The sequence below is a fragment of the Singulisphaera sp. GP187 genome, from assembly GCF_900129635.1.
Lineage (GTDB): Bacteria > Planctomycetota > Planctomycetia > Isosphaerales > Isosphaeraceae > Singulisphaera.
Genome location: NZ_FSRB01000004.1, coordinates 131,208 through 153,264, shown reverse-complemented (window position 1 = coordinate 153,264; position 22,057 = coordinate 131,208). Strand labels below are relative to the sequence as shown.

General features: G+C 63.2%; 22 protein-coding genes and 1 pseudogene. 15 read left to right on the top strand and 8 right to left on the bottom strand.

Features of this window, described 5'->3' with window-relative positions; all coding sequences use genetic code 11:
• Positions 1 to 3 precede the first annotated feature (3 nt).
• The 3 genes from BUS42_RS41195 (at position 4) to BUS42_RS41190 (ending at position 2,588) form a co-directional block, all read left to right on the top strand.
• Positions 4 to 630, top strand: coding sequence for a hypothetical protein (locus tag BUS42_RS41195; RefSeq protein WP_254054138.1), 627 nt, complete (start codon positions 4 to 6; stop codon positions 628 to 630).
• A complete protein-coding gene (locus BUS42_RS45915) occupies positions 630 to 926 on the top strand; it encodes a hypothetical protein (protein ID WP_254054137.1) in 297 nt (98 codons plus the stop codon). Before BUS42_RS41195 ends, BUS42_RS45915 begins: the two co-directional genes overlap by 1 nt.
• 108 nt (positions 927 to 1,034) lie before the next feature.
• A complete protein-coding gene (locus tag BUS42_RS41190) occupies positions 1,035 to 2,588 on the top strand; it encodes a Gfo/Idh/MocA family protein (protein WP_074317854.1) in 1,554 nt (517 codons plus the stop codon).
• Between the two features lie 379 nt (positions 2,589 to 2,967).
• Here the strand turns inward: BUS42_RS41190 and BUS42_RS41185 are convergent, their stop codons facing one another.
• Positions 2,968 to 3,576, bottom strand: coding sequence for a hypothetical protein (locus BUS42_RS41185; protein ID WP_143206711.1), 609 nt, complete (start codon positions 3,574 to 3,576; stop codon positions 2,968 to 2,970).
• A gap of 227 nt (positions 3,577 to 3,803) precedes the next feature.
• Between BUS42_RS41185 and BUS42_RS41180 the strand changes: the two genes are divergently transcribed.
• Genes BUS42_RS41180 through BUS42_RS41170 form a run of 3 tightly spaced genes read left to right on the top strand, consistent with a single transcriptional unit; the run spans position 3,804 to position 6,637 of the window.
• A complete protein-coding gene (locus BUS42_RS41180; protein ID WP_074317851.1) occupies positions 3,804 to 4,655 on the top strand; it encodes an MlaE family ABC transporter permease in 852 nt (283 codons plus the stop codon).
• On the top strand, positions 4,652 to 5,500 hold the full coding sequence (locus tag BUS42_RS41175; protein ID WP_074317849.1) for an ABC transporter ATP-binding protein: 849 nt from the start codon (positions 4,652 to 4,654) through the stop codon (positions 5,498 to 5,500). Before BUS42_RS41180 ends, BUS42_RS41175 begins: the two co-directional genes overlap by 4 nt.
• A 27-nt stretch (positions 5,501 to 5,527) precedes the next feature.
• Positions 5,528 to 6,637, top strand: coding sequence for an MlaD family protein (locus BUS42_RS41170; RefSeq protein WP_254054136.1), 1,110 nt, complete (start codon positions 5,528 to 5,530; stop codon positions 6,635 to 6,637).
• A gap of 15 nt (positions 6,638 to 6,652) precedes the next feature.
• Here BUS42_RS41170 and BUS42_RS41165 read toward each other — a convergent pair whose 3' ends face one another.
• On the bottom strand, positions 6,653 to 7,480 hold the full coding sequence (locus BUS42_RS41165; RefSeq protein ID WP_074317956.1) for a HEAT repeat domain-containing protein: 828 nt from the start codon (positions 7,478 to 7,480) through the stop codon (positions 6,653 to 6,655).
• A gap of 126 nt (positions 7,481 to 7,606) precedes the next feature.
• Between BUS42_RS41165 and BUS42_RS41160 the strand changes: the two genes are divergently transcribed.
• The 5 genes from BUS42_RS41160 (at position 7,607) to BUS42_RS41140 (ending at position 11,911) form a co-directional block, all read left to right on the top strand.
• Positions 7,607 to 8,587, top strand: coding sequence for a hypothetical protein (locus tag BUS42_RS41160; protein ID WP_254054135.1), 981 nt, complete (start codon positions 7,607 to 7,609; stop codon positions 8,585 to 8,587).
• A gap of 54 nt (positions 8,588 to 8,641) precedes the next feature.
• A complete protein-coding gene (locus BUS42_RS41155; protein ID WP_074317845.1) occupies positions 8,642 to 9,835 on the top strand; it encodes an AI-2E family transporter in 1,194 nt (397 codons plus the stop codon).
• Between the two features lie 90 nt (positions 9,836 to 9,925).
• Positions 9,926 to 10,879 carry an alpha/beta hydrolase family protein gene (locus tag BUS42_RS41150; protein WP_074317843.1) on the top strand — a complete coding sequence of 318 codons (954 nt, stop codon included), beginning with the start codon at positions 9,926 to 9,928 and terminating at the stop codon, positions 10,877 to 10,879.
• Positions 10,880 to 11,107: 228 nt separating this feature from the next.
• Entirely contained in the window at positions 11,108 to 11,308 is a 201-nt protein-coding gene (locus BUS42_RS41145) for a hypothetical protein (RefSeq protein ID WP_074317842.1), read from the top strand.
• 192 nt (positions 11,309 to 11,500) lie between these two features.
• Entirely contained in the window at positions 11,501 to 11,911 is a 411-nt protein-coding gene (locus tag BUS42_RS41140; protein ID WP_074317953.1) for a VOC family protein, read from the top strand.
• A gap of 64 nt (positions 11,912 to 11,975) precedes the next feature.
• Here the strand turns inward: BUS42_RS41140 and BUS42_RS41135 are convergent, their stop codons facing one another.
• Entirely contained in the window at positions 11,976 to 12,725 is a 750-nt protein-coding gene (locus BUS42_RS41135; RefSeq protein WP_074317840.1) for an RsmE family RNA methyltransferase, read from the bottom strand.
• Positions 12,726 to 12,833: 108 nt separating this feature from the next.
• Here BUS42_RS41135 and BUS42_RS41130 point away from each other — a divergent pair, with 108 nt between their 5' ends.
• The 3 genes from BUS42_RS41130 (at position 12,834) to BUS42_RS41120 (ending at position 14,488) form a co-directional block, all read left to right on the top strand.
• Positions 12,834 to 13,628 (top strand): ExeA family protein, encoded by a 795-nt coding sequence (locus tag BUS42_RS41130; protein WP_074317837.1) that lies wholly within the window; start codon positions 12,834 to 12,836, stop codon positions 13,626 to 13,628.
• 129 nt (positions 13,629 to 13,757) lie between these two features.
• On the top strand, positions 13,758 to 14,300 hold the full coding sequence (locus tag BUS42_RS41125; protein WP_254054134.1) for a DUF6677 family protein: 543 nt from the start codon (positions 13,758 to 13,760) through the stop codon (positions 14,298 to 14,300).
• On the top strand, positions 14,297 to 14,488 hold the full coding sequence (locus tag BUS42_RS41120; protein ID WP_254054133.1) for a hypothetical protein: 192 nt from the start codon (positions 14,297 to 14,299) through the stop codon (positions 14,486 to 14,488). The genes BUS42_RS41125 and BUS42_RS41120 overlap by 4 nt, the downstream gene beginning before the upstream one ends.
• Here the strand turns inward: BUS42_RS41120 and BUS42_RS41115 are convergent.
• Together BUS42_RS41115 and BUS42_RS41110 are read right to left on the bottom strand one after the other, a co-directional pair.
• Positions 14,462 to 15,961 carry a hypothetical protein gene (locus BUS42_RS41115; RefSeq protein WP_074317831.1) on the bottom strand — a complete coding sequence of 500 codons (1,500 nt, stop codon included), beginning with the start codon at positions 15,959 to 15,961 and terminating at the stop codon, positions 14,462 to 14,464. The two genes, BUS42_RS41120 and BUS42_RS41115, sit on opposite strands and share 27 nt — an antisense overlap.
• 9 nt (positions 15,962 to 15,970) lie before the next feature.
• The gene (locus tag BUS42_RS41110; protein WP_083671428.1) at positions 15,971 to 17,320 is read right to left on the bottom strand and encodes a phospholipid carrier-dependent glycosyltransferase; all 1,350 of its coding nucleotides are present in this window, start codon (positions 17,318 to 17,320) and stop codon (positions 15,971 to 15,973) included.
• A gap of 581 nt (positions 17,321 to 17,901) precedes the next feature.
• On the opposite strand from BUS42_RS41110, the pseudogene BUS42_RS46900 reads away from it, so the two are divergent.
• Positions 17,902 to 19,035: pseudogene (locus tag BUS42_RS46900) on the top strand (fused DSP-PTPase phosphatase/NAD kinase-like protein); the annotation flags it as partial.
• A gap of 391 nt (positions 19,036 to 19,426) precedes the next feature.
• Here the strand turns inward: BUS42_RS46900 and BUS42_RS41095 are convergent.
• From BUS42_RS41095 to BUS42_RS41085, 3 genes are all read right to left on the bottom strand, one after another.
• Positions 19,427 to 20,161 (bottom strand): RluA family pseudouridine synthase, encoded by a 735-nt coding sequence (locus BUS42_RS41095; RefSeq protein ID WP_074317823.1) that lies wholly within the window; start codon positions 20,159 to 20,161, stop codon positions 19,427 to 19,429.
• Between the two features lie 385 nt (positions 20,162 to 20,546).
• Positions 20,547 to 21,719 (bottom strand): tRNA pseudouridine(13) synthase TruD, encoded by a 1,173-nt coding sequence (truD, locus tag BUS42_RS41090; RefSeq protein ID WP_074317820.1) that lies wholly within the window; start codon positions 21,717 to 21,719, stop codon positions 20,547 to 20,549.
• 135 nt (positions 21,720 to 21,854) lie between these two features.
• A complete protein-coding gene (locus tag BUS42_RS41085) occupies positions 21,855 to 22,049 on the bottom strand; it encodes a Flp family type IVb pilin (protein WP_074317818.1) in 195 nt (64 codons plus the stop codon).
• Positions 22,050 to 22,057: the final 8 nt, after the last annotated feature.

The window sequence follows — 22,057 nt, the reverse complement described above, 5'->3', positions numbered from 1 at the left end:
CTCGTGCTCTTGAGGATTGCGATTGGCTGGCACTTCCTCTACGAAGGCCTGGAGAAAGTTGAATCCACCCGAAAAGCAGGGAAAGCCTTCACGGCCGAACCCTACTTGCGGTTCTCGACCGGCCCGCTTGCACCCACGTTCCGTGGGCTCATCCCCGATGTGAATAGCATTCACAAGCTCAACCCCGATGATCGCAAGGCAAGCTGGAAGGACGATGTCGACCGGATCGCCGCGCATTTTCACCTCGACCAGGCGCAACGCGACAAGGCGCAGCTCCTCCTGAAAGAGAGCGAAGACTTCGCCGACATCTGGTTCGAGGATCATGAAACGATCGAGAATCGGCGGAAGTATTTCGTCGAGTTGGGAAAAGTGCAGAAGATCGAACAAAACCCCAACGCACTCTCGTATGAGCGTGAGCGAGCCGCGGCCAAACGCAAGGATCTCGACGCCGATCGCCGGTCACTGATCGCCGATCTCGACGCGCGAGGCGCGACCCTGCGTGACGCCGTGACGATGCTCGCCACCCCGAACAGCGCGAGGCCGCCGGCCCTTATGTCCCCCCACGCACCACAATCGATTGGGTCAACCTCTCGACGATGTGGGGCCTGGTCATCATGGGGGGCTGCCTGATGGCCGGCCTGTTCTCGCCGTTGGCGGCCTTGGCCGGCGCGGTCTTCCTCGGCCAGATCTACTTGAGTATGCCTCCCTGGCCCGGCTTGCCAGCAAATCCGATGGCCGAGGGGCACTACTTCATCGTCAACAAGAACCTGATCGAGATGCTTGCGTGCCTGGCCCTGGCTTGCATCCCGACCGGCTCCTGGATCGGGATCGACGCCCTGCTCTTCGGCGGCCGTCGTCGTCGCCGCGAGCTCGCCCGAGAACTTGCCGAAGCCGAGTCGGCGCCTGCGGCCGCACGGTCCCGCTAGCCTCGATCGCAGGCCAAAGACGTGGATATGATACCGATTTTGCCCCTGCCCTTGCCCCAGAGCCATTTGGACCATCCCAGGACTTCCTGACCCGAAAGGGATTCAACTATGGGTAGCTTGACCCCCGAGCAGCGTACCCTGGGCCGCGAGAACGCGAACCGCGTGCTCGGCGTCTCCCGCCGCGACATGCTCAAGGCGGCCGCCGCGACACCAGCCCTTGGCGCCTTCTACTTCGGCTATGAGAAGCTGGACCGGCCCCCGGTTCGCGCCGCGATCATCGGCACCGGCAACGAAGGTTGCGGGGCGATGATTCATGATCATAACCGCGACTACCTGAACTACATCGGCTTCTGCGACATCCGGCCGTCCAACCAGGCTCGGGCGATCAAAGAGTTCTCCGCGCACAAGCAGTACACCACCGACGACGTCAAGAAGCTCAAGAAGTACAACGATCACAAGGAGATGCTCGCCGATCCCGACGTCGAAGTGGTCGTGATCGCCCTGCCGCTCTGGTTGCATGCGCCGATCGCGATTGAGGCGATGAAAGCGGGCAAGCACGTCTTCTGCGAAAAGCTGATGGCGCACAACGTCCGTGAATGTAAAGAAATGTGCCGGGTCGCTCGCGAGACGAACAAGCTCCTGGCCATCGGCCACCAGCGGCATTACTCGGTGCTTTACGACAACGCCAACTACCTCGTCCAGAACGACCTCCTCGGCGACGTCCGCCACATCCGCGCGCTCTGGCACCGCAACAACGCCCGCCCTGCGCCGACGCTCAAGGACGGCAAACCGGTCTTCGACCCCGAGACGGGCCTGGTCGTGCCGCTCCGGGATGAGGATGGGAGCATCGTCTACCTCGACGGCTGGAAGCCCAAGATCGACGACCTGGACAAGAAGGTCGATTTCAAGAAGTACGGCTATGACAGCCTCGACCAACTGGTCCGCTGGCGGCTCTACAACAAGACAGGCGCCGGCCTGATGGCCGAGCTCGGCAGCCACCAGCTCGATGCCTGCTCGATCTTCTTGGGCAAGAAGCACCCGATGGCCGTGACCGGCATTGGTGGCACCTACCTCTACACCGATGGCCGCGAAGTGGACGACCACGTCTTCGTCACCTTCGAGTTCCCCGGCAAGGCGAAGAACGACCACGTCGTCGTGACCTATTCCTCGATCAACACCAACTCGTTCGAGAAGTACGGCGAGACGATCATGGGTTCCCGCGGGACCATGATCATCGAAGAGGAGAAGGAAATCCTCCTCTACAAGGAGGCCGGCGCCTCGGCGACCTCGCGTTTGACCAGCATCGCGTTGGAGAAGGCCGGCAAGAAGCCGCTGGTCGAAGCCAGCCCGAGCACCGCCGGTCCTTCCGCGGCCACCGCCCTGGGAGGCCTGGCCACCGCCGACCCGTCACGCGGTTACCGCGAAGAACTCGAGCACTTCGCCTACTGCGTCCGCCACGGCAACCAGTCGAACTACCACGAAGACAAGGAACACCAGCCTCGCTGCCGGGGTGAAGTGGCCCTCGCCGACGCGGTCATCGCCTTGACCAGCAACCTGGCGATGAAGCAGAAGCGGCGAATCGAGTTCGACGAGCGCTGGTTCGACTACAAGTCGGACGAGGTCCCCGAAGGCTCGGACCACACGATCGCCAAGCGATCCTGAACTTCGACCGAGCCTCTGAATCGGATCCACGCCCCCATTCTTGCCCCCACGGGTCAAGGATGGGGGCGTGCTCGTTTGGTAGACCACGCCAATATCCGCAAGATTAGCCGAGCCCGTTTTCCCCGACTTCACCGTGATCGGACCGGGCATCATCGTGGCTCTGATGTTCTCCGTAGGCTGGATATGGCCCACCATTCAAGAATTTAACCACGAATAACACGAATGACACGAATCATTAAATTAATTTATTATTGATTATTTTTTTCATTCGTGTCATTCGTGGTTGAATTCTGCGATTTTTTTGAATTGACACGGATTCGGCGAACCTTTACTCATCATCTCTGTACGCCGCCCGCCCCTTGCGACCTCGTGATGATCGTCAAGTTAGCACGTTTCCATCGAGTTCTTGATCCCAGATCCCAGTGCACCGCTCAGACGTAAACAACGCGGGTTTCACCCACCGCTGACTTTCGGACTGAGGTCCTCGAGTCGACTCCGGTTCCGGAGCCAGCCAGTCGAAGTCACTGGTTCGCATTTCGAGAACGACTTCGGACGGGAGGGATAGCATCGCCACCCAGTAAAACATGCCGAAGCCAAAACCCAAGGCGAGGGTCGATCCGAGGAGTGTTTCGTCATCCATAATGATGACTTTGCCCGCGACCGCGACGAAGATACCACAGACAAAGGCTCTCACGAGGAAAACTCGCCTTCTTCGCCAGAGCAACTCGGCATCAGCCTGTGCCAAGGTCTCAACATCCAACTCGCGGCCCTCCGCTTCATCGTGCGCGCATCGTGTCTTGATCCGATTTTCGTCCCCTACCCCTCGGTTAGCAAGCCCTTGTTCTCTGGCTTGCAAGGGCGTTGATATCAGCGGGCTGATTACGTCACGATCGTCGCCGCACGCTTCCATTCCATCCAAATCATCATGATGGAAAACGGATTCGCTCCGACAACGTCGCAAACCTTTCGGCCAGTCGGGACGCCGCAAACCGCGTTAATTCCCTGGCTTGCCTCAATGCAAGTCGACTCTGAACAACCTTGCCGAGATCAAGGAATGCTTCGCCCGCCAGTCGGCCTTGCCAATAATCGAACAAATGCCGAGAATGACCAAAACGCCCAGGGAAGGGAGTTTCGCGGCCGACCAGACGCGCTCACCTTTCATCCGACTCGAATCTTGAACCCTCGCGAGCTGGTTTCAGAAGGAGCGTCATCAGGATGGCCGTCGCCTCGCCGCCCGCCCCGAATCCGGCGTTCCACGCGACGCCCGTCCATCGCGTGGGCGAGCAGATCTTCGACATGGTCGCTGATATTGGCGACGTCGGACTCTTCTCGGCCCTGACCATCTCCTGGCTGTTTCGTCGCCGGCCCAGGTGGTCGACTCTGATCCCGAGTTTTTACGCGATCGGCGTCTCGAGCGTCCCGGTCGTCGCGATTACGGGAACGTTCATCGGCATGGTCCTCGCGGTGCAAGCCCACAGCCAGTTCGCGATGATGGGCCTGGCCACCCGGCTCGGCTCGGTCATCAACATCTCGCTGGTGAAAGAGCTCGGACCGGTCCTGGCGGCGACGATGCTCGCGGGCCGCGTCGGATCGGCGATGTCGGCCGAACTCGGAACGATGCGCGTGACCGAGCAAATCGATGCCCTCTCCGCGCTCGGCACCAACCCGATCAACTACCTGGTCGTCCCCCGGTTCCTCGCCTGCTTCCTCTTGATCCCCTTGCTGACGCTCATGGCCGACTTCATGGGCGTGATCGGTGGCGCGGTGATCAGCACCCAACTGCTCGCGGTCGACTCGTTCGCCTACTGGCAACACTCACGCGAATATGTCGGTGGAATGGACCTGTTCGCGGGCGTCTTCAAGAGCTTTTTCTTCGGCGCGGCGATTGCATTGATCAGTTGCCATCGGGGGTTCCATTCCCGAGCGGGCGCCGAAGGGGTGGGACGCGCGGCGACCGAGGCATTCGTTTACTCGTTCATCGCAATCCTGTTCCTCGACCTGACGATCGGGATCGCCTGGAATGCGATGTACCGTGCCATCTGGCCGCAATCGTCGGGGCTGCTATGAGCATAGGCGGAACGGAGCTTCAGCCGCAGCCCCAGGGCGATTCCAAGGCGATCATCGAGATGCTCGGCTTGACCATGCGCTTCCGTCAGCAGACGGTCTTGCGTGATATCACCCTGCGGATTCGCGCCGGCCAAACCCTCTGCGTGATTGGCGAGAGCGGTTGCGGCAAGACGGTCCTGCTCAAGCTCATGATCGGTCTGCTGCGTCCAACCCGAGGCGTCGTCAAATTCGACGGCCGTGACCTCGCCAAGCTCGACGAGCATGAACTGACCATGACGCGGCTTCGGTTCGGCTTCCTGTTTCAGATGGCCGCGCTCTTTGACAGCCTGACGATCTACGACAACGTGGCGTTCGGGCCTCGCGAGCACAATCTTTACGATGAACAGACTTTGAGTAAGATCGTCGCCGATCGATTGCAGGAGGTCGGTTTGCCGACCGGCCTCGAGCACAAGAAGCCGGCCGAGCTTTCCGGGGGCCAGCGGAAGCGCGTGGGCATGGCCCGCGCACTTGCCCTCGACCCCGAGGTCATGCTCTACGACGAGCCGACGACCGGTCTCGACCCGATCATGAGCGACGTGATCAATGAACTGATCCTCCAGACGGCGGTGACCAAGAAGGCGACCGGAATCGTCGTGACCCACGACATGAAGACCGTCCTCAAGGTGGCTGACCGCGTCGTCATGCTTTATCCGTTGGCTCGGCTCCCCGCCGGAGAGTCGCAGATTCTTTATGATGGTCCCCCCGATGCCCTGGAAGACCACCCCGATGCGCGCGTCCGGCAGTTTGTCCGGGGCGAGGCAGGCGAACGCCTCCGAGAAATGGCCCAGAATCGAGGCAATAGCTAGCCGCTTGCTTCCCGAGAGAGGATGTTCATGAACGAACGGGTCATGCAGTTCCGGATCGGGATGTTCGTCATCGTGGCGGGGTTGGTCCTGACCATGCTGATCGTCTGGTTCGGCGAGTCTCCCCAACTGTTCCGCGACCATGGCTACGTCGTCGTGCACTACGCCGAGGCGCCGGGCGTGGCCGAAGGAATCCCGGTCCGCAAGAGCGGGATCCGCGTGGGCGTCGTCACGGCGATCGTTTTCGACGACCGGCCGAACAAGCCGGACGGGGTGCTCGTCACCCTCTCGTTGGAGAAGAAATACAAGATCAAATCAGGCTCGGTTCCTCACCTGTCCCGATCCTTGATCGGTGACGTGACCATCGACCTGTTGCCGGGGACCGGTCCCGGCTTGCTCGCGATGGCCAAGACGCCGTTGGGTGCGCCTGTGATTGAGGGCGCCATCGCCCCTGATCCATCCAAGGCGCTGGCGGCCGCGACCAAGGCGTTTGAGAAGGCAGGGTCCACCTTGCAGGCGATCGACCTGGCCGCCAACGGCATCGCCAAGATGACCAAGAGCGCCGAACAGATCGGCGACTTCATCGACATCTGGACCCAGACGGGACGACGAGTGGCTTCCGCCGCGGATGGGATCGACCGGTTCATCCTCGCGAACGAGAAGGAATTCCAGCCCGCGGTCGCTAACCTCCGGGAAGTCTCCCAAAAAGTGAACGAGACGCTCGACCCGACCACGCAGGCGGCCTTGAAGGCCGGGATCGATCGCTTCTCCTCAAGCTTCGCGCGGTTCGACAGCGGGATGGCCAGCGCCTCGCCCCTTTTCAAAGACCTGGGGGCTCCCGCCAATACCATGCCCACGACCGAGTTCGGCGTGACGCTCCGCCGCCTGAATTTGATCGCGAGCGACCTCAGCTTATTGACCAGGGCGCTCAACGATGGTCGGGGCCGGCTCAATCCGGACGGGAGCATTCAGAAACTCCTGCTCGAAAGTGAGCTTCACGACAACATGAATAAGATGTCGATCACGGCCAACGAGATCTTTGGGGCACTCCGTCCGATCGTGGCGTCGTTCCGGGTCTTCGCCGAGAAGGTGGCCCGCGACCCCTCGTCCATGACGCGCGGGGCCCTCCAACGGCAATAACCGATGCGGTGGTGGTCAGCGATCGAGGAGTGACGACGGAATCCGGATGAACCGAGGCAAGCCGCGACGACGACTCGGGGCTTGCGCCACCTTCTTGGTCTCAACCGGCCGCGCCGTTTTCGGGGTCGATCGGGCCGCCGAGGGGCCGGGAGGCTCGAGAGGCAATGGTTCGAGCGACATATCGCCCGATTCGTCCGGCGGAATCGGCGAGGCTTCGACCGGAGCGAGGGGCATGGACTCGACAGGCGAGTCCAACGGTCCTGGCGTCAGCGGGGTGAACGACTCCACGCTCGATTCGAACCGCGGTTCTCCCAACGTCTTGCCGGGGATCATTGGCAGGCCGGGAGCGAACGTTTCGCCGAGGATCGTCGTCGGCAGGACGATCGCTCCGGAAGTTCCGGGCTCACAGACTTCACAGGTCCCTTCGCAGCGGCCACGAAGTGCTTTCAGACCTTTCCGAGCCCAATGCCTGGTCGCATAGTCGCGGTCGTTCTCCGCGGCCTGGCTGAGTGCGGCATGGGCCTCCGGGAGGCAAGGGGCCATCTTGGTCAATGACTCGGCCGCCTCTTCCCGAACCTCTTCTTCCGGGTCGTTCAGAAGCGTGTACGCCAGGGCGCCGACGATTTCGGGGTGGCATCGCCAATCGAAATCACGAAGATCGTGAGCCGCGTCGTCTCGATCCCGCCAACGCGGAGCGGTCTGAAGCCGCGAGACGGTCGCGAGAATGTCTCCGTTTTTCTCCCCACAGCGATCGCAAGCCCCAACCTTCGAGCCATGATGGCCGTGACCGCCGAGCGCGGACTGGCAAATCAGCAAGGCGGTTCCGATGGTCGCCGTCAACATGGTGCCCCGTCCCTTTCCGTCGCAAATCATGACCGAACACAACTAGTGTACAAGATGGTTTCGAAGTGTGCCGATAAACTTAGCTATTTTCCCATCGTCCCCTAAGCCCACTCGGGAGTGCGTCGCTTGAGTCCATGGAGCATTGGGATCCGGATCCTCTTGGCGCTCGGGGGCCTGGCCCTGATCTTCGACCCTGGGTGGGCACCGGCCTGCGTCGGCCTCGCGTTGGGGACGGCGATCGTCCCTTGGAGGGCGGCTTGGCGAGGCGCTCAGGGGACGGAACTCCGACCGGCAGTGGCCTGGGCCGGCCTCGCCATCCTCATCGGATTGGTCTCGCAGGGCGTGGCCGGGACGGAGACGATCGCGTCGGGTCGGCCGATGGCGGGGCACCTGGTTTATCTCGCGGTGCTCGCTTCGTTTGCGGCCTTGATCTCGGTCCTGAATGCGCGTCGGCCCGGTGGAGGGGCTTGGGCGATCTTGATGGCGCTCCTCGTCCTCGTCTTTCTGATCCCGTGGCTCGAAGGCCCCGGTTGGGCCCGGAAGGCGCAGGGCTTGAGCCGGCTACGGCTCGACGCGCCCTGGAGCCTCTTCTACGGGCTCGTGGTCATCGCCGGGGTCACGAACTATCTGCCGACCCGCTATGGGCGCGCGGCGGCCTGGCTCGGGTTTGGGTTCGTCTGCGAATATTTGGCACTCACACGCAGTGAGCTTCGATTGAATCAAGGGGCGAGACTCTGGTCGGTCTATCCCTGGTGCCTGGCGGTTTCGGCCTGGACGGCGTTCCGGAGCGCGGACCGCGTCAGCCCGGCACACACCGGGCTCGACGCCACCTGGCTCTGGTTCCGCGATCACTGGGGCGTGGTCTGGGCGCTCCGGCTCCAGGAGCGATTCAACCGGACGGCGGAATCGCTCGGCTGGCCGTTGCGCTTGACCTGGACCGGGATCGTTCCCGCCCCAGGGTCGATCGAGGAGCCAGTCAAGGCCGTGCTGCCGGCCGCCGACACGACTCTGAAGGGGCTGCTGCGCCGCTTCGCCGACCTCGAGCGGATCGATCGGATCGCATCGAGCGTCCCTTCCGACTCTTGCCAAGCGCGCGATGCCGAGTGATGATGGATCGGGTGGAACGATGAGCAAAGTGCGCGGGCGGTCGAGGAGGCAGGAGTGGATCGAGTCACCAAACTGACCAGTCCCTCCCTGGTGGTTCTGGCCACTCTCGGTGTGATTGCCGCGCTCTACCTTCTGAAGGCGATCCTCATCCCAATCGCGCTAGCACTCGTGCTGGCATGCATGCTCAACCCGCTCACGACTCTGCTCCGTCGCGTGCTCCCGCTCAGTCCGACGGGTGCGGCGGTCGTCCTCTTCTTGTTAACGGTGCTCTGCGGCCTTTACGTCGCGAGCCTGACGGCCGAGAGCCTGGTCCAGGCGGCCAACACGCTTCCGGCGGACATCGAACGTCTTTCCGGGCGGATCAGTCACCGGATCAATGACATGATTCGCGACCATCCGTCGATGCGGGGGATCTTGCCCGAGCCGGGAACGATCGACTTACTCGGTGACGCGAACCGGGCGATGGTGATCGATACCTTGAGCATCGGCCTGGCGGACCTCTCGATCCGGGTGGCCCAGGGTTTCTTCATCCTGATCCTGGTGCTCTTCCTACTGGCTGAGAGCGACATGCTGACGACCAAGGTGATCCGCTTCTTCGCCGCCACTCCCGGCGACGCGAATGCCGCGGCCCGGATCCTTGGCCGGTTGACCAGTCAGATCCGCAACTACCTGGTGGCGCGGACGATCATCAACCTCGGGCTCGGCATCGTGTTGGCCCTGTCGCTCTGGGGCCTGAACGTGAAGTTTCCGTTTGCCCTGGGACTGTTCGCGGGCTTGATGAACTTCATTCCCTACGTCGGTCAAATGATCGGGGGCGGCCTGCCAACCTTGATCACGATCGGCCAGTCAGGGTCAATCGGCGATGCCCTGATCGTGGCGGCAGTCTACCTCGCGGCGGTCGGAATCGAGGGGTATATCGTAACCCCGTTCGTGATGGGCCGCTCGCTCGACATGAACGGGACCACGGTGCTGATCGCCTGCCTCTTCTGGGGTTTCCTCTGGGGACTCGTCGGCCTCATCCTTGCCATGCCGATCGCGGTCACGATGAAGCTGGTCTTTCAGACGGTCCCCGAATTGAATCGATGGGCCGAGTTGATGAGCCTCGACTGGAGAACCCCCGGCGCAGACGATTCGGCCCTCAACCTCCCTCCCGATTCAGCCCCCGACGCTCCCGGACTCCCCGAACCTTCGACCGCAAGCTCGGAGGCGATCCGGCCTGGCAGCTCCGCCCCGGCTGGTCGCCATTGATCCAACAATGGCTGGCGCGACCGTTCGTTCGCCAGATCGAACTCGCTCGCCCCCACACTGGCACACTCGCTTACCGGAGCCCGACCACTGATGACCGGATTCGTTCTGATCGTGACGCTCGTTCTGGGTGGGGTGGAGCAGGGGGAAGCCCGCTTTCAGCCGACGGCGGCGGAAGCTCAAGTTCCCGAGCTCTACCGTCTGACCGCGGCTCAATTCCCTTACGAACGCGAGTTGATCCGGACCGAGTCGACGTTTTCGGTGGACGCCGTCCGGTTCCCGTCGCCGATCACGACTCCGGACCCGGAAAACAATACGGTTCACGCCGAATATTTCTGCCCGGTGGGACCGGGGCGTCGTCCGGCGGTGGTGGTCTTGCACATCCTCGGAGCCGATTTTGCCCTCTCACGCTACCTGGCGGCCCGTTTAGCCCAGCGCGGGGTGGCGGCACTCTTCGTCAAGCTCCCCTACTACGGAGAGCGACGGCCGGCGGGAAGCGACAAGAAGTTCCTCTCGGCCGACATGGAACGCTCCTTGCTGTCAATGCGCCAAGGCGTGTGCGACGTCCGGCGCGCGGCGGCCTGGCTGGCGGGCCGACCCGAGGTCGATTCGACCAAGCTGGGCGTCACCGGCATCAGCCTGGGGGGAATCGTCGCCTCCCTGGCCGCGGCCATCGATCCCACGATCAATCAGGCGGCCCTGCTCCTGGCTGGCGGCGACCTGGCGCGAATCCTCTGGGAGATGCCCGAGGCGGCCAAGTATCGCGACCTCTGGCTGAAATCAGGCCGCACCCGAGCCGACTTCAAGACCTTGACCGCCCCGTTCGACCCACTGACCTATGCCCATCGCCTGGTCGGCAAGCGTCTGTTCATGATGGCCGGAAATGTCGATGAGGTGATCCCACCGGCGTCAGCCATGGCACTCTGGGAGGCTGCGGGTCGACCGCGCATCCAGTGGTTCGACTGCGGCCACTACTCCGCCGTCGGGTATCTCCTCCCCGCCATCCGGGAGACCGTGGACTTCTTCGCAGGCGACGAGGCACCTTGAGCGGCCGAGCCGCTCGGCTCACTTCGATTTCTACGATTTGAGAAGTCGCGGGTCTAGCATTTGCATCACTGGAATTCTCGATGCCTTCGTTCTCTGGATCGAAGTCTCGACAGACCCGCCAGGGAAATGGGCGAGCGCGAATTCGTGTGCCTCGCCCCGGTGTGCGGCCCCCCTCGACGGGACGAAGAGGCATTGCCGCTCTGGCAATCCACCACGAGGAGCCGAACGATGACGACGAAAATCGAAGCGACCAACGCGAGCAATCGAGTCAAGTTGCCGGCCGGTCAACGGCTTCAGTGTCGGAAGTGCGGTTCGGAGATCGAGATTATCAATCCCTGCACCTGCTCGACGAACGCCCAGTCCTTCACCTGCTGCGGCGAGGCGATGACCCCCGCGTCGACGGGCACCGTGCATCTGGGCGTGGAGTAACCTTCCCTGACTCGGGCTGGAACAGAGCGAACGCTCGCCCTGCGTTGCGAACGTATCGAAACAGAGAGCGAGCGTTCCGAACGCTTGAGTTTCGAAGCCACGTGAATCAATGCGCGTGCGCCGTTGCGGGAAAAGGTCCTTCGGGGTATCCTCCGGCGGGTGAATTTCCTGGCAGGCGAGAGGGGGATGCGGATGGCGGGGCAAGTTACTAGCGTCTTCATGTATGTGGAGGACGTGCTCAAGTCGCTTGAATTCTATAACGAAGTCGTCGGTGCCGAGGTTGCCCAGATCCACGCCGAAGAAGAAGGCGCTCCGATCAGCCTGGCGATCCTGCGGATTGGCGACTTTAGCCTGATGCTTCACCCTCGAGAGGCGCATGCCGCGGAGTTTGCGGATACCAAGCCGGGTGTCGGGATCCATCTTCAATTGCGCGTGGATGATATTGACGCCTTCTACCAGCACTGCCTCGACGAAGGGGCGATGCTCAGCCTTTCGAGCGAGCCCACCGATCAATCATGGGGTTGGCGCGAGTTTGCCCTCAAAGACCCTGACGGCTATGTCTGGTCGATCTATCAGGATAAATCGGGCGGCCAATGGACCTGAGCGCTCCCGCCGTTCCGTTCCGGGCGGGGACGATCGCAAGCGCCCCGCCGCGCCGATCAATGGGCTATGACGGCCCACTCCCGACTGCTGATTCGTCCCCAACCTCGTACTGAGCCAGGACCGCCGAAGCGCCGACGAGCCCAGCCGTCTCGATCCGCAGGATGGTCGACCCGAGTCCCACGATCGACCATCCGTGCGTCTGGGCCTCGTCGACTTCCGCGTCGGTGAATCCCCCTTCGGGGCCCACGGCGAGCGTCACCGCCCCCGCTTGGCCCTCCTCACTGCGCGGCCACCGCCCGCGCGGTGCTCCGCTGGGGTGAGCCAGAAGCCGAACTCCATGGGCTCTGCTCGTGAGGAGCGCCGACCAGGGGGTGGGCCGCTCCACCTCCATGAGTCGGTTCCGACCACATTGCTTGGAGGCTTCGACGACCCGACGACGGAGCCGTTCGAGCTTGGCGTCGCGTGGGTCGACGACCGATCGCTCCGTAATGATCGGGATGAGCTTGGTCACCCCCAACTCCGTCGCCTTTTCGATCAGCCAGTCGAACCGTTCTCCCTTGGGGACCGCCGTCGCCAAAGTCAGCCGGCAGGGCAACGGCCGATCGGGCAACGCGGCGCCGACGGCGACCAGCTCGACCCGATCGCGCCCCACCGCCCTCACCTCGGCGCAGGTGGCATACCCTCGGCCGTCGAAAAGCTCGACCTGATCCTTCACGCCCAGCCGGCGGACCCGGACCAGGTGGCGGGCCTCATCGCCTTCGATGGTGAACTGGCCGGAGATTGGGGGATCGGGGCAATAGAAGCGGTCGGCCATCGCCACCCTTTTTTATCGGGTTCGAACCAAAGGAAAAGGCCGATTTTACCGATCGTAGCAAGGGAACGCGATGCCGAAGCCCGCGCTGACTGAGGAGGTCTCTGCCCCGTGTGGAAGCGTTACTGGAAGCTCTCGCGAGACCCGTTCGACGCGCGGTCCTCGCCCTTCGTCCCGCTCGAGGCGCACCAAGAGGCGGTTGCGCGCCTGGTTGAGACGATCGAGTCGGGACGCAAGTTGGCCATCCTCCAAGAGAAGGAGGGAATGGGCAAGTCTCGGGTCCTCGCCCAGGCGCTCGGCGAGGTCCGCGGCCCCGGGCGTCGAATCGCGCGGATCTCGAGCCCCGTGGATGGAGTTTCCTTATTCTCCGAGCTCGCCGAGGCCCTTGGTGCTCCTGTCCCGGCCGGCGCCAGCCGAGGGGCGGCCTGGAAGCGGCTGGGCGAGGCGCTCCGGCTCTGTCGATGGCAACGGCTGCAAGTCATTCTGGCGATCGATGATTGCCAGGACTTGCCGGATCCGACCGATCGCCTCGATCTCGATCGGCTCGTGCATGCCGACTCCCATCCGGCGGCTCGTCTTTCCGTGATTCAGGTGTTCCGCAGTTCGGAGGACGACGAACGAACGCTGGACCCTTGGGGGTTGTCGATCGCCTTGCCTGCATTGATGCGGACCGAGAGTGAACGCTACATCACGACCAAGCTCGCCGTAGCGGGCCGCGATGAGCCGATCTTCACCCCTCGAGCGGTGCACCGGCTCCACTCCTTGACTGAAGGGGTGCCCCGAAGCCTCGACCGCCTCGCTTCGCTCGCGCTGATGGCCGGTGCGATGCGCGGGCTCGAGATTATTCCCCCCGAAGTCGTCGAAGGCGTCTCCGCGGAATGCCGGCGCTCGGCGTTCTGTGCCTGACGCGTCTGAGTCGGATCGGACTGGAAGGGCGCTGCCCCGCCGTGTTAAGATCGACGGGTACGTCTGGCACCTCGCCGTCGGGGCGATGGCTCGTGCGGTGGACCTGGGACCGGGATGATCTCGCAACCCATGCCTATAACTCCAGTCCCCCTCCGTAATCGTTACCTGGCCGCGTTCCTGGCCTGGCTTGTCCCCGGGTCGGGGCACTTCTACCAGGGCCGAACGGCCAAGGGTCTCCTTTACGCCCTCTGCATTCTCAGTCTTTACTTTCTTGGGTTTGCCCTCGGAGACGGCAAGATCGTCTACTGGCGGTGGGTGAACCCGATGCACAACCCCGATAAGTTCTGCCTCCACTACGTGGGACAGTTCTTTGTCGGACTGCCCGCCCTGCCCGCCCTCGTGCAGAGCACGTTGCAATATTACGGGCTCGAGCCGATCCTGGGCGGATTCATGGCCGAACCGTCGCAGAACGTGATCAATGGTCTGCAGCGCTACGGTAAGCTCATCGAAGTCGGTACGATCTATACGACCGTCGCCGGCCTGCTCAATGTGTTGGCCATCTACGACGCCTTCGAGGGACCTGCCTACGCCGAGCTTGATGAAGCGGAGTTGGCCGACAGCGTCTCAGCCGACGTCAAGCTGGAAGGCCTCAAGGCGGAGGGTTCGGCGTGATCTTCGGAATGATCCATCTCTACTGGTTTGTGCTCCCGCTGGTGGTCGCCATTAGCTTGGTCTACTCCGCGTCCCGACACGAAAACTGGCGATTGATCTGGCTCCACGCCGGCCGGCTCAGCACCTGGATCCTGGGCATCCTCGTGCTCACGACGGCCGTCTTACTCCTGATCAACACCCAGGTTTGAGCCTGGCTGTTGATCCGCCGGTCCCGGCACCGGCGGCCTCGGGACACGACGAATCCACCGACTCGCCGCGCCGATCACGATGAGCTGCGCGGCCACGAGCGGGACGAACTGGAGCCCTTGCCAACGCTCGGGGAGCTGGGCCAACGGACCGGGTATGAGCAGGCTCACAAGATTCCGTGCAAATCGCCCGCTCACCCACCAAGCGGGGAGCGGCGAGCCGCTCCAGAGCGGCAGGACGACGTCGAGCAACGGATCCGCGATGAATTGCGGGACATGCGCACCGATTCCTTGAAAGAGGAGCATCAAGACTCCTCCCGCCAGGGCCAGTCCAACGCCAACCCAGGTCGTCAGCGGGCCCCCGGCGGCCAGCGAGGCGGCGACCGGAAGCATGGCGAACGGGATCAGCGGGACGAGGAGTCGCGGCCCCGTGGACCATCCCCCGGTCCATTCCGGATAGCTCAGGTTGACCAGGAAGATCGCGAGGACGGTGGCAGCCGAAACGACGGCTACCCCCCACTTCCGGCGGTTCGCAAGCACGACCCAACCGGGAATCGCCAAACCGAGGATCGGTGCGTAAAAGAAGAGGCCACGATAGCCGCCCCAGAGCAAGGGGATGATCCGTGCCCCCGCGATCCCGCGCAGGCCAAGCGGATTCTCCGCCGAGTGGACCTTCTGGAAGGCATCGGTGGCATGGTGAAAATAGCCCATGTCCCAGGGAGAACCGAAGGCGAGAAAGTTGTAGCCCAGCAGCACGAGCGTCGGCAGGCTCGCCCCCACCGCAAATTCACCGAGCCTGGCCACCTTTCGCTGGCCGGTCACAACCTGGGCCAACAAGTAAAACCCGAGGATCGCCGAAACCGGCCCCACCTGAATCTCGATGACCGCCGCATAGGCCGCCATCACCCCTGCCAGGAAGGCACGCACGGCGGGCCGGGCCTGCTTTTCCCGCCAGAGGAGCGTGAACGAGGCGAGCAAGCTGAACGCGGTGGCCTGATGGCCATGGCTCATCGTCGCGTAGGCGTAGGCAGGGGTCGCCAGGCCGTATCCGAGGCCCACCAGCAACGACCGGCGTGGACCGCAACCGAGGTCGCGGGCCAGAATCGTCAGGAGGACGCCACTCAGCGCGGAGAGAAACCCCGAGGTGCCAAGGGTCGTCCAGTAATCGGCCGGCCAATAGGCCAGGCCCGCGACATTCCGCGGGTGTGGGGGAAGGCCCAGCACCGTCTTGGCCACCGCGTACGGCAAGGTCGCCAGCAGTGAGTAACCGGGCAGCTTGTCGGAATAGTACCGACCATGAAACTTGGCGATGTCCCCCGTCTGTTGATCCAGGCCATCGAGCAGGACCGTCCCCCGATCGACGATTGAATAAGTCAGCATCAAACGGCTGGCGCTATTCCAGTCGCGGGCGTGCCAGAAGAAGGCATAGCTCCCCAGCAGGATGACAAAAACCCAGGTCTCGGGGCGACGGAGCATACCCACGACTTATGATCCTTCCGCGCCGGCACGGCGACTGAAGAGACGATCGGCGACCGCCACAACCGCCACCGCCGCGAGCAGCGCTGAGCCGGGCTGGAGCGAGAGGTAGTAACGATCCCAGGCGAGTGGCAGGTACATTGTCACGACGAGCAAGGCGACCCCGGTCTGGATCAGGATCGCCCAGGCGGTAGGCGCATCTCCTGACTTCGTTTGAGCCCGCCCGCGAACCGCGGATTGGACGGCCCCGAGCACAACGAGTGGGAGCCAGATCAGGGCCCCCCAGTCCTGGTTCGGATCATAGCGGATCCGCGAGTTCGATTCATGGGGGCCGAACGGCCCGAACCGGCCGAACCCCTGAACGCAGACCGTCGCAATCTTGTCGAACGCGGTCGGGAGGGCGTTATGGGGAAAGATCTCCATCTGTCCGCGCGAAATTCCCATGCGATGGTCGACGAGAAAACGCATGCGTTGGCCGAGCGACAATCGGGCGGTCGCTTGTAACTGCGAGTTCAAAGCGCCCCGCGGTTGGGCGGTCAGGAACGGGTTGCCCGCGATGAAGGTCGCGATCGAGACGCCGACGGCAACCAGGGCCGCCACGACGACCGCCCCCTTTCTTGCGGACGCGATCCGGGGCAGAACCAGGGCCAGCAGAGTCCAGGCGACGACGATGATCATCGCCAGCGCTCCATTGAGTTTCGCCAGCGCGGCCAAGCCGCCCGCCAAGCCTGCCGCACCCGCCAACAGCCAGGTGGATGGCCCGAGCCGGCCGTTGAGCAACCTCCGCCAGGCCCAGAGGAAGACGCAGGCCGTCAGCACGATCAAGCTTTCGGCGATGACGTCGGACATCGCCCGGCGCGCATGGACTCGATAGAGCGGGTTGACCATCAGAAGCAGAGCCGCAAGCCCGCCGACTCGGCGATCGAAGGCGATCGTTCCCAGCCCATAGACTGCGACACATCCGAGCGCACCGATCAAAACGGTGGGCCACCGCGCGACCAACAGGGTGGCTGGGGTGCCAAACTGGCTCCGCGTGTCGGCATACCACTTCAGGGCATCGACTCGCCCTGATCTGCGGTATCCCCCGGCGCGGAGCGAGAGGCCGAACAGATACTTGGGTAACGGGGGGAGGTCATAGGCGGGATACTCGAGCCACTCCGCGCGGTTGGTCGCGCCTTCGATCCAGAGGTCGGCGTAGTAGGTCTGGGAAAGATAAGCCCATTCGTCGACGAATGAGGGTTCTGAGGGCAAATCGTAGGCGAACGCCACCGTGGCCACCGCCCCGATCACGATCGCTCCCAGCCAAGCGGGTCGGGTCCGTCGCTGCGAGGCGGGGACTTTCGCATCGGAATTCGCCATGGAGCCGCCGAAGTTGTGGAAGTTGGGGAAACTTTGCGGAATTCGCGGTAAACGCTCACAAAATCATTCTAGAAATCGCCATGGATTTTTGGCAACCACTCGAACGTCGGCTAAGTTTCATCGACGATCCTCAAGCCCTTGGTCGTCACCCGGACTCCGCACCCAGGCGGCCTTGATTTCGGTCGGTGATTTCGCCGATCGGGATGCATCGGTCGCAACGAAGACGCGGCCGGAGTGCCGCCTGAACGACGTGGAAGGCGAGCGTCTTTTTTTTCGACTCGCTTCGTCCAGGGATCGGTTGCGTACCTGTAGAGTTGACACCCATTGAGCGTCCCGATGCCAACCGTCTCCCGGAGCCGCATCTCTGTGCATTGTCTCGAGCGATCTCGCGTCGCGACGCGGCTCCTCTCTCCTGATGGTCGGCAAATCCTCGGCGTGGTCGACGCGACGGACCCGTGGCGTCTTTCACACCGGCAACAGAGACGAACTTCTCGCCATTCATTCTGTCGACCGCAGAGCGTCCTGCCCTGCATCAGGATCGGCGCGGAGTTCGATCTGGGGAACGACCCGGTGACGTGCGAATGGGTGTCGGAAGACGGGAGATACAAGCGATGACGATGCGATGGATTGGAACCGGTCGCTCCGCTCGGGGCGCCCCTGGGCCACGGCGTTTGTTTCGGCTCCGACCACTGGGCCTGATCCTGCTTGCCTTGGCGGGACTGGCTCAAACAGGCTGCCAATCAGGATTCTTCGGACCTTGCGGCTCCAGCCCTTGCGGCGGTGCTTGCCGTGGTGTCGGTCCCTGCAATTATCTCAAGGGACTTCGCGATCGGGTCTTCAATCGAGGCGCCCGACTCGGCACCCCGATCGGGGCCAGCGTCGTCAGCGGCGGCGCAGGCTGCTGCGGTGAGAGTGCCCCCATGAGCATGGGGGGGGAAGCCCCACTCGAGTTCGGTTCACCGACCGTCGTCGCCCCGGGGGGGGGGCCGAGCCTGCCGGCGCCTCCGGTCGATAGCACGCCGCTGGATCTCTCACCGGCGCCCATTGAAAAAGAACGCCCCCCGTCGGCCGCGCCTGATTCCTCGACAGGAAGCGTGACCCCGTCGGGAACGAAATCTTCGGCGGGGCGAGCCAGCTATGAAGCGGCTCGCCCACGCAACTCTCTTGGAGAGAACGTCGCACGAGCGGTGGTCTCGACCCCTGAGCCGGCCTCACGGTCGGCCCGGGGGGCCGACCCGGCCTCGGAGAGCTGGCTCGACAACTTGCCACCGCTCTCGATTCCCCGTGACGAGTCACGTAACGAACTGCCTGAACCCGCTCCCCTCGCCGCCGCGGAAACCGCCGCGGTGAAGCCGGCTACCCTACCGGACGCCCCGGCGACGACCGAACCTCCGGCCACCTCGGAGGTGAGCGTCGCTCCCGGCATTCGCCGATTCGTCGCGCTTGAGCCCAAGCTCTCGGGGGGGAGCCTGCCGACGACCGCCGGTCTCGATTGGCTCGCCGAGAAGGGATACAAAACGATTCTCGACTTGCGCGAGACGAGCCAGGTTCAGCCGTCCTTCATTGAGGACGTGGCGAACCGAGGGATGCGCTACGTGGCTTTACCGGTTGGTCTGAAGAAAATGGATGCGGAACATGTCGCCCGTTTCAATCTCGAAATGACTTTGTCCGACGCTCGTCCGCTTTATTTCTGTGATACGGATGGAACTCGCTCCGGAGCGCTCTGGTACATCCGCCGGCTGACCGTCGATGGGGTCGATGCCCAGGTCGCCAAGCATGAGGCCGACGAACTCGGACTCAGCGACCAAGAATTCTGGGCGGCGACGAATACTTACCTCAATGGTTTGAAGCCGACGCAATCTCCCGCTCCCGCTCCCGCCCCTGCCACTGTCCCGAGTGCTTTGGCTCCCACCGACGCTCTGAAGTCGGCCCCGTCGGCCGCGGCCGAACCCCAACCGGCCCCCATCGCCGCGTCCCAACCCGCGACGACCTCACTCCCGGCGGAGACGATCACCGAGGTCGCCCAGGAATCGTACGAATCTCAGAAGACCCTCGACTCACGCCCGCACGACACGACCGTTTGGCGAACTTGCGCTGCCATGGTGGTCACAGGGTTGGGGGTGCCTCTGGCGTACTGGAGCCGGTCGTCGCTTGACTCGCTTCGGTCACAGGCACGGGCCAGTCTCTCGGGACCGGAGCGGCAATCGAAATCACTTCCCCCCGCGTCGGGTGAGTGAACGTGAGTTTTTGAGCGTGGAGCGCGATCCGAGGGCGGTCGTCACTCATCCTGAGGGTACTGACCGCCCCATACTTGCGGTCACCGACGATCGGACAGCCTCGGGCGGCGAGCTGCACCCGAATCTGATGGCTCCTCCCCGTAATCGGCCGGAGCTCGAGTTGGGTCGTCCGGGGAAACCGGCCGAGCACCTGGAAGGCAAGCCGAGCCTCCTGACCACCCGGTGTGTTCGGAGGCACGACCCGAACGACGTTCCGCTCCTCATCCTTCCAGAGCGTGTCGTTCCACTCCCCCGAATCTTCGGGACACGACCCATCGATCACCGCGTGGTAGATCTTCTCCACCGACCCCGCGCGGAACTGCGCCGAGAGCCGGCTGGCGGCCTTGCTCGTCTTTGCCAGGAGCACCACGCCCGAGGTCGGGCGATCGAGGCGATGCACCAGGCCGACGTAAACGTTCCCCGGCTTCTGATACTTCGTCTTCAGGTAAGAACTCGCCAGGTCGACCAAGCTCAGATCGCCCGTCACGTCTCCCTGGGCAAGCAACCCCGCCGGTTTGTTCACCACTAGGCAATGGTTGTCTTCGTAAAGTACGTCGAGGTTCAAGGTGGGCGACTTTCTCACATGGGTGAGTACCGCTGCTGAGCGGCGTGGATCGGATCTTTACGAGCAAATCTGAACAATATTGCACACAGAAGCGCTTAGCCCCCACGGGGCGGCCCAAGACAGCCTGGGGCAACGCCCCGAGAAATCGAGTCTGTCGCAAGGAAGCCGGGCCGTCTGACTGCTCCGGAGGCCGAAATTCGCGGGAGAAACTCGTTCCCACGCAGAGCGTGGGAACGAGATCCCGGTATCCTTGCTGCAGTCTCGAGAAATCCGACCCTGTTGGTCGCTCTGGGCGACCTTGGACCGCCCCCTTGGGGCTAAGTTCAACCAGACGATTCATCGCAATTCTGATAACATGCGGCTTTGCTGCTATCACAAGGGCTCGTCAACTCGCCGCGTCGGTCACGCGTTTGACGAGGAGTGTGGCATACGCCCCCTTCGGAAGCTCGAACGAGAGCGTCAGTTTCTTCCTCCTGCGATCGAGCTCGTCGGGCGCGCCGGAGTACTCCAAGTTCTCGGCGAAAAACAGCGCGGGTCGCGTTCCCTTCGAGAAGAAGACATCCTTGAGGTGCTTCACCCGGAGATTTTCCCAACTCAAGCCGAACTCCGCGACGACCTCCTCGGCGATTTCGCGCATCGGGCCCTCTGGTAAGGGAGAACGCGAGGCGGGCAGAGGGATCCGACTGAGGCCCAGGAGTTCGGCCTGTACCGGGTCCAACCCATGATGGATCGGCAGGGTGGCGACCTTGAAGTCGATCGGCACGCGCTGATCTTCACGGGTGTTGCGCTCGATCCAGCGTCCCAGGATCAGGTTCCAGAGGTGGCTTTGGAACGCGGAGAAGTAGAGCGATCGCAGTTCACGGCGAAGGCGAGCGAACGCTCCTCGAAAGTCGGTGGGATGGTCCACCAGGTAGGTGACCAAGCTTCGGGCATTCGACCGATCGAGCCGGCCCTTGGCTTCGACCCAGTTGCCCCAGGTCTCGCGGAGAATCGCTTTTTCGGCCTTGGCGGTGGGCCGGTCCGACGGATTGGGCTCGGCCATCGCCAGTCGGAGGGCGCGCTCGTGGTCACCGGTCAGCCAGGCCTGCGCGATGAAGCCGCCGTCGAAGCCGACCGAGCCGAACCGCTGGTCATCGAAATAGTTGGGCAAACCGTCCCGCGGGATCTCCGAAACGGCCTTGAGGGCCTGGTCGAGCGAATGCGGCGAGAGGTCGCGGAGCACCACGGCGAAGCGATTCCCACGAAAGTGGCTGGGGCCGTAAGGTTCGGGCAGCCGACCGACCGGTTCGAGGTCGAAGCTGGTCTCATGGAGCGGGCGTTCGGGGCCCTCGAAGATCGTGAGGTACTGGACCGTCACCGCATGCCGGTCCTTCAATCCCCCGTAGCTGATCCGCCGGCCAGGGATATTCCAGCGGCGGCTGACCGCCTCGATCGCTTCAAGCGTGCCCAAGCCACGCTTGGTCAGTCGATAATAGACGAATCGGCCTCGGGGTTCGCCTTGCGCGACCACGGGCAATTCTTCAACCTGAAAGTCTTCGGGCAAGCGTTTAAGTTTCATGATCCCGCGATGGCAGGCGATCGGATCGGAGACGCGTCCGGTCTCAAATCGGAACTCGGATCGGAGCGTACAACGATCCTATGCTACCAAGACAGGGTCGCATTCAGCGAGGGCGACGTGCGCGGGAATGGCGGGTCAAGAAGCGGCCGTGTTCACGGCCTTGGTGATCTGATCGGCGTTGTTCTGCATCAACGCGGACGTCGTGGATCCGACGGAATTAATGGCGGCGAAGACGGCCACCAAGATCAAGGCGAGCATCACGGCGTATTCGACGGCCGTCGGTCCCGCTTCATCGTTGAGAAATCGCTGAATGACAGAGGCAATTTTCATTGGGGGGC

Coding starts and splice junctions, on each gene's coding strand:
- BUS42_RS41175 (WP_074317849.1), top strand. CDS start 4,652: ATGAGCATAGGCGGAACGGAGCTTCAGCCGCAGCCCCAGGGCGATTCC.
- BUS42_RS41110 (WP_083671428.1), bottom strand. CDS start 17,320: ATGGCGAATTCCGATGCGAAAGTCCCCGCCTCGCAGCGACGGACCCGA.
- BUS42_RS41085 (WP_074317818.1), bottom strand. CDS start 22,049: ATGAAAATTGCCTCTGTCATTCAGCGATTTCTCAACGATGAAGCGGGA.
- BUS42_RS41115 (WP_074317831.1), bottom strand. CDS start 15,961: ATGCTCCGTCGCCCCGAGACCTGGGTTTTTGTCATCCTGCTGGGGAGC.
- BUS42_RS41190 (WP_074317854.1), top strand. CDS start 1,035: ATGGGTAGCTTGACCCCCGAGCAGCGTACCCTGGGCCGCGAGAACGCG.
- BUS42_RS41125 (WP_254054134.1), top strand. CDS start 13,758: ATGCCTATAACTCCAGTCCCCCTCCGTAATCGTTACCTGGCCGCGTTC.
- BUS42_RS41140 (WP_074317953.1), top strand. CDS start 11,501: ATGGCGGGGCAAGTTACTAGCGTCTTCATGTATGTGGAGGACGTGCTC.
- BUS42_RS41150 (WP_074317843.1), top strand. CDS start 9,926: ATGACCGGATTCGTTCTGATCGTGACGCTCGTTCTGGGTGGGGTGGAG.
- BUS42_RS41145 (WP_074317842.1), top strand. CDS start 11,108: ATGACGACGAAAATCGAAGCGACCAACGCGAGCAATCGAGTCAAGTTG.
- truD (WP_074317820.1), bottom strand. CDS start 21,719: ATGAAACTTAAACGCTTGCCCGAAGACTTTCAGGTTGAAGAATTGCCC.
- BUS42_RS41165 (WP_074317956.1), bottom strand. CDS start 7,480: ATGTTGACGGCGACCATCGGAACCGCCTTGCTGATTTGCCAGTCCGCG.
- BUS42_RS41170 (WP_254054136.1), top strand. CDS start 5,528: ATGAACGAACGGGTCATGCAGTTCCGGATCGGGATGTTCGTCATCGTG.
- BUS42_RS41180 (WP_074317851.1), top strand. CDS start 3,804: ATGGCCGTCGCCTCGCCGCCCGCCCCGAATCCGGCGTTCCACGCGACG.
- BUS42_RS41135 (WP_074317840.1), bottom strand. CDS start 12,725: ATGGCCGACCGCTTCTATTGCCCCGATCCCCCAATCTCCGGCCAGTTC.
- BUS42_RS45915 (WP_254054137.1), top strand. CDS start 630: ATGGCCGGCCTGTTCTCGCCGTTGGCGGCCTTGGCCGGCGCGGTCTTC.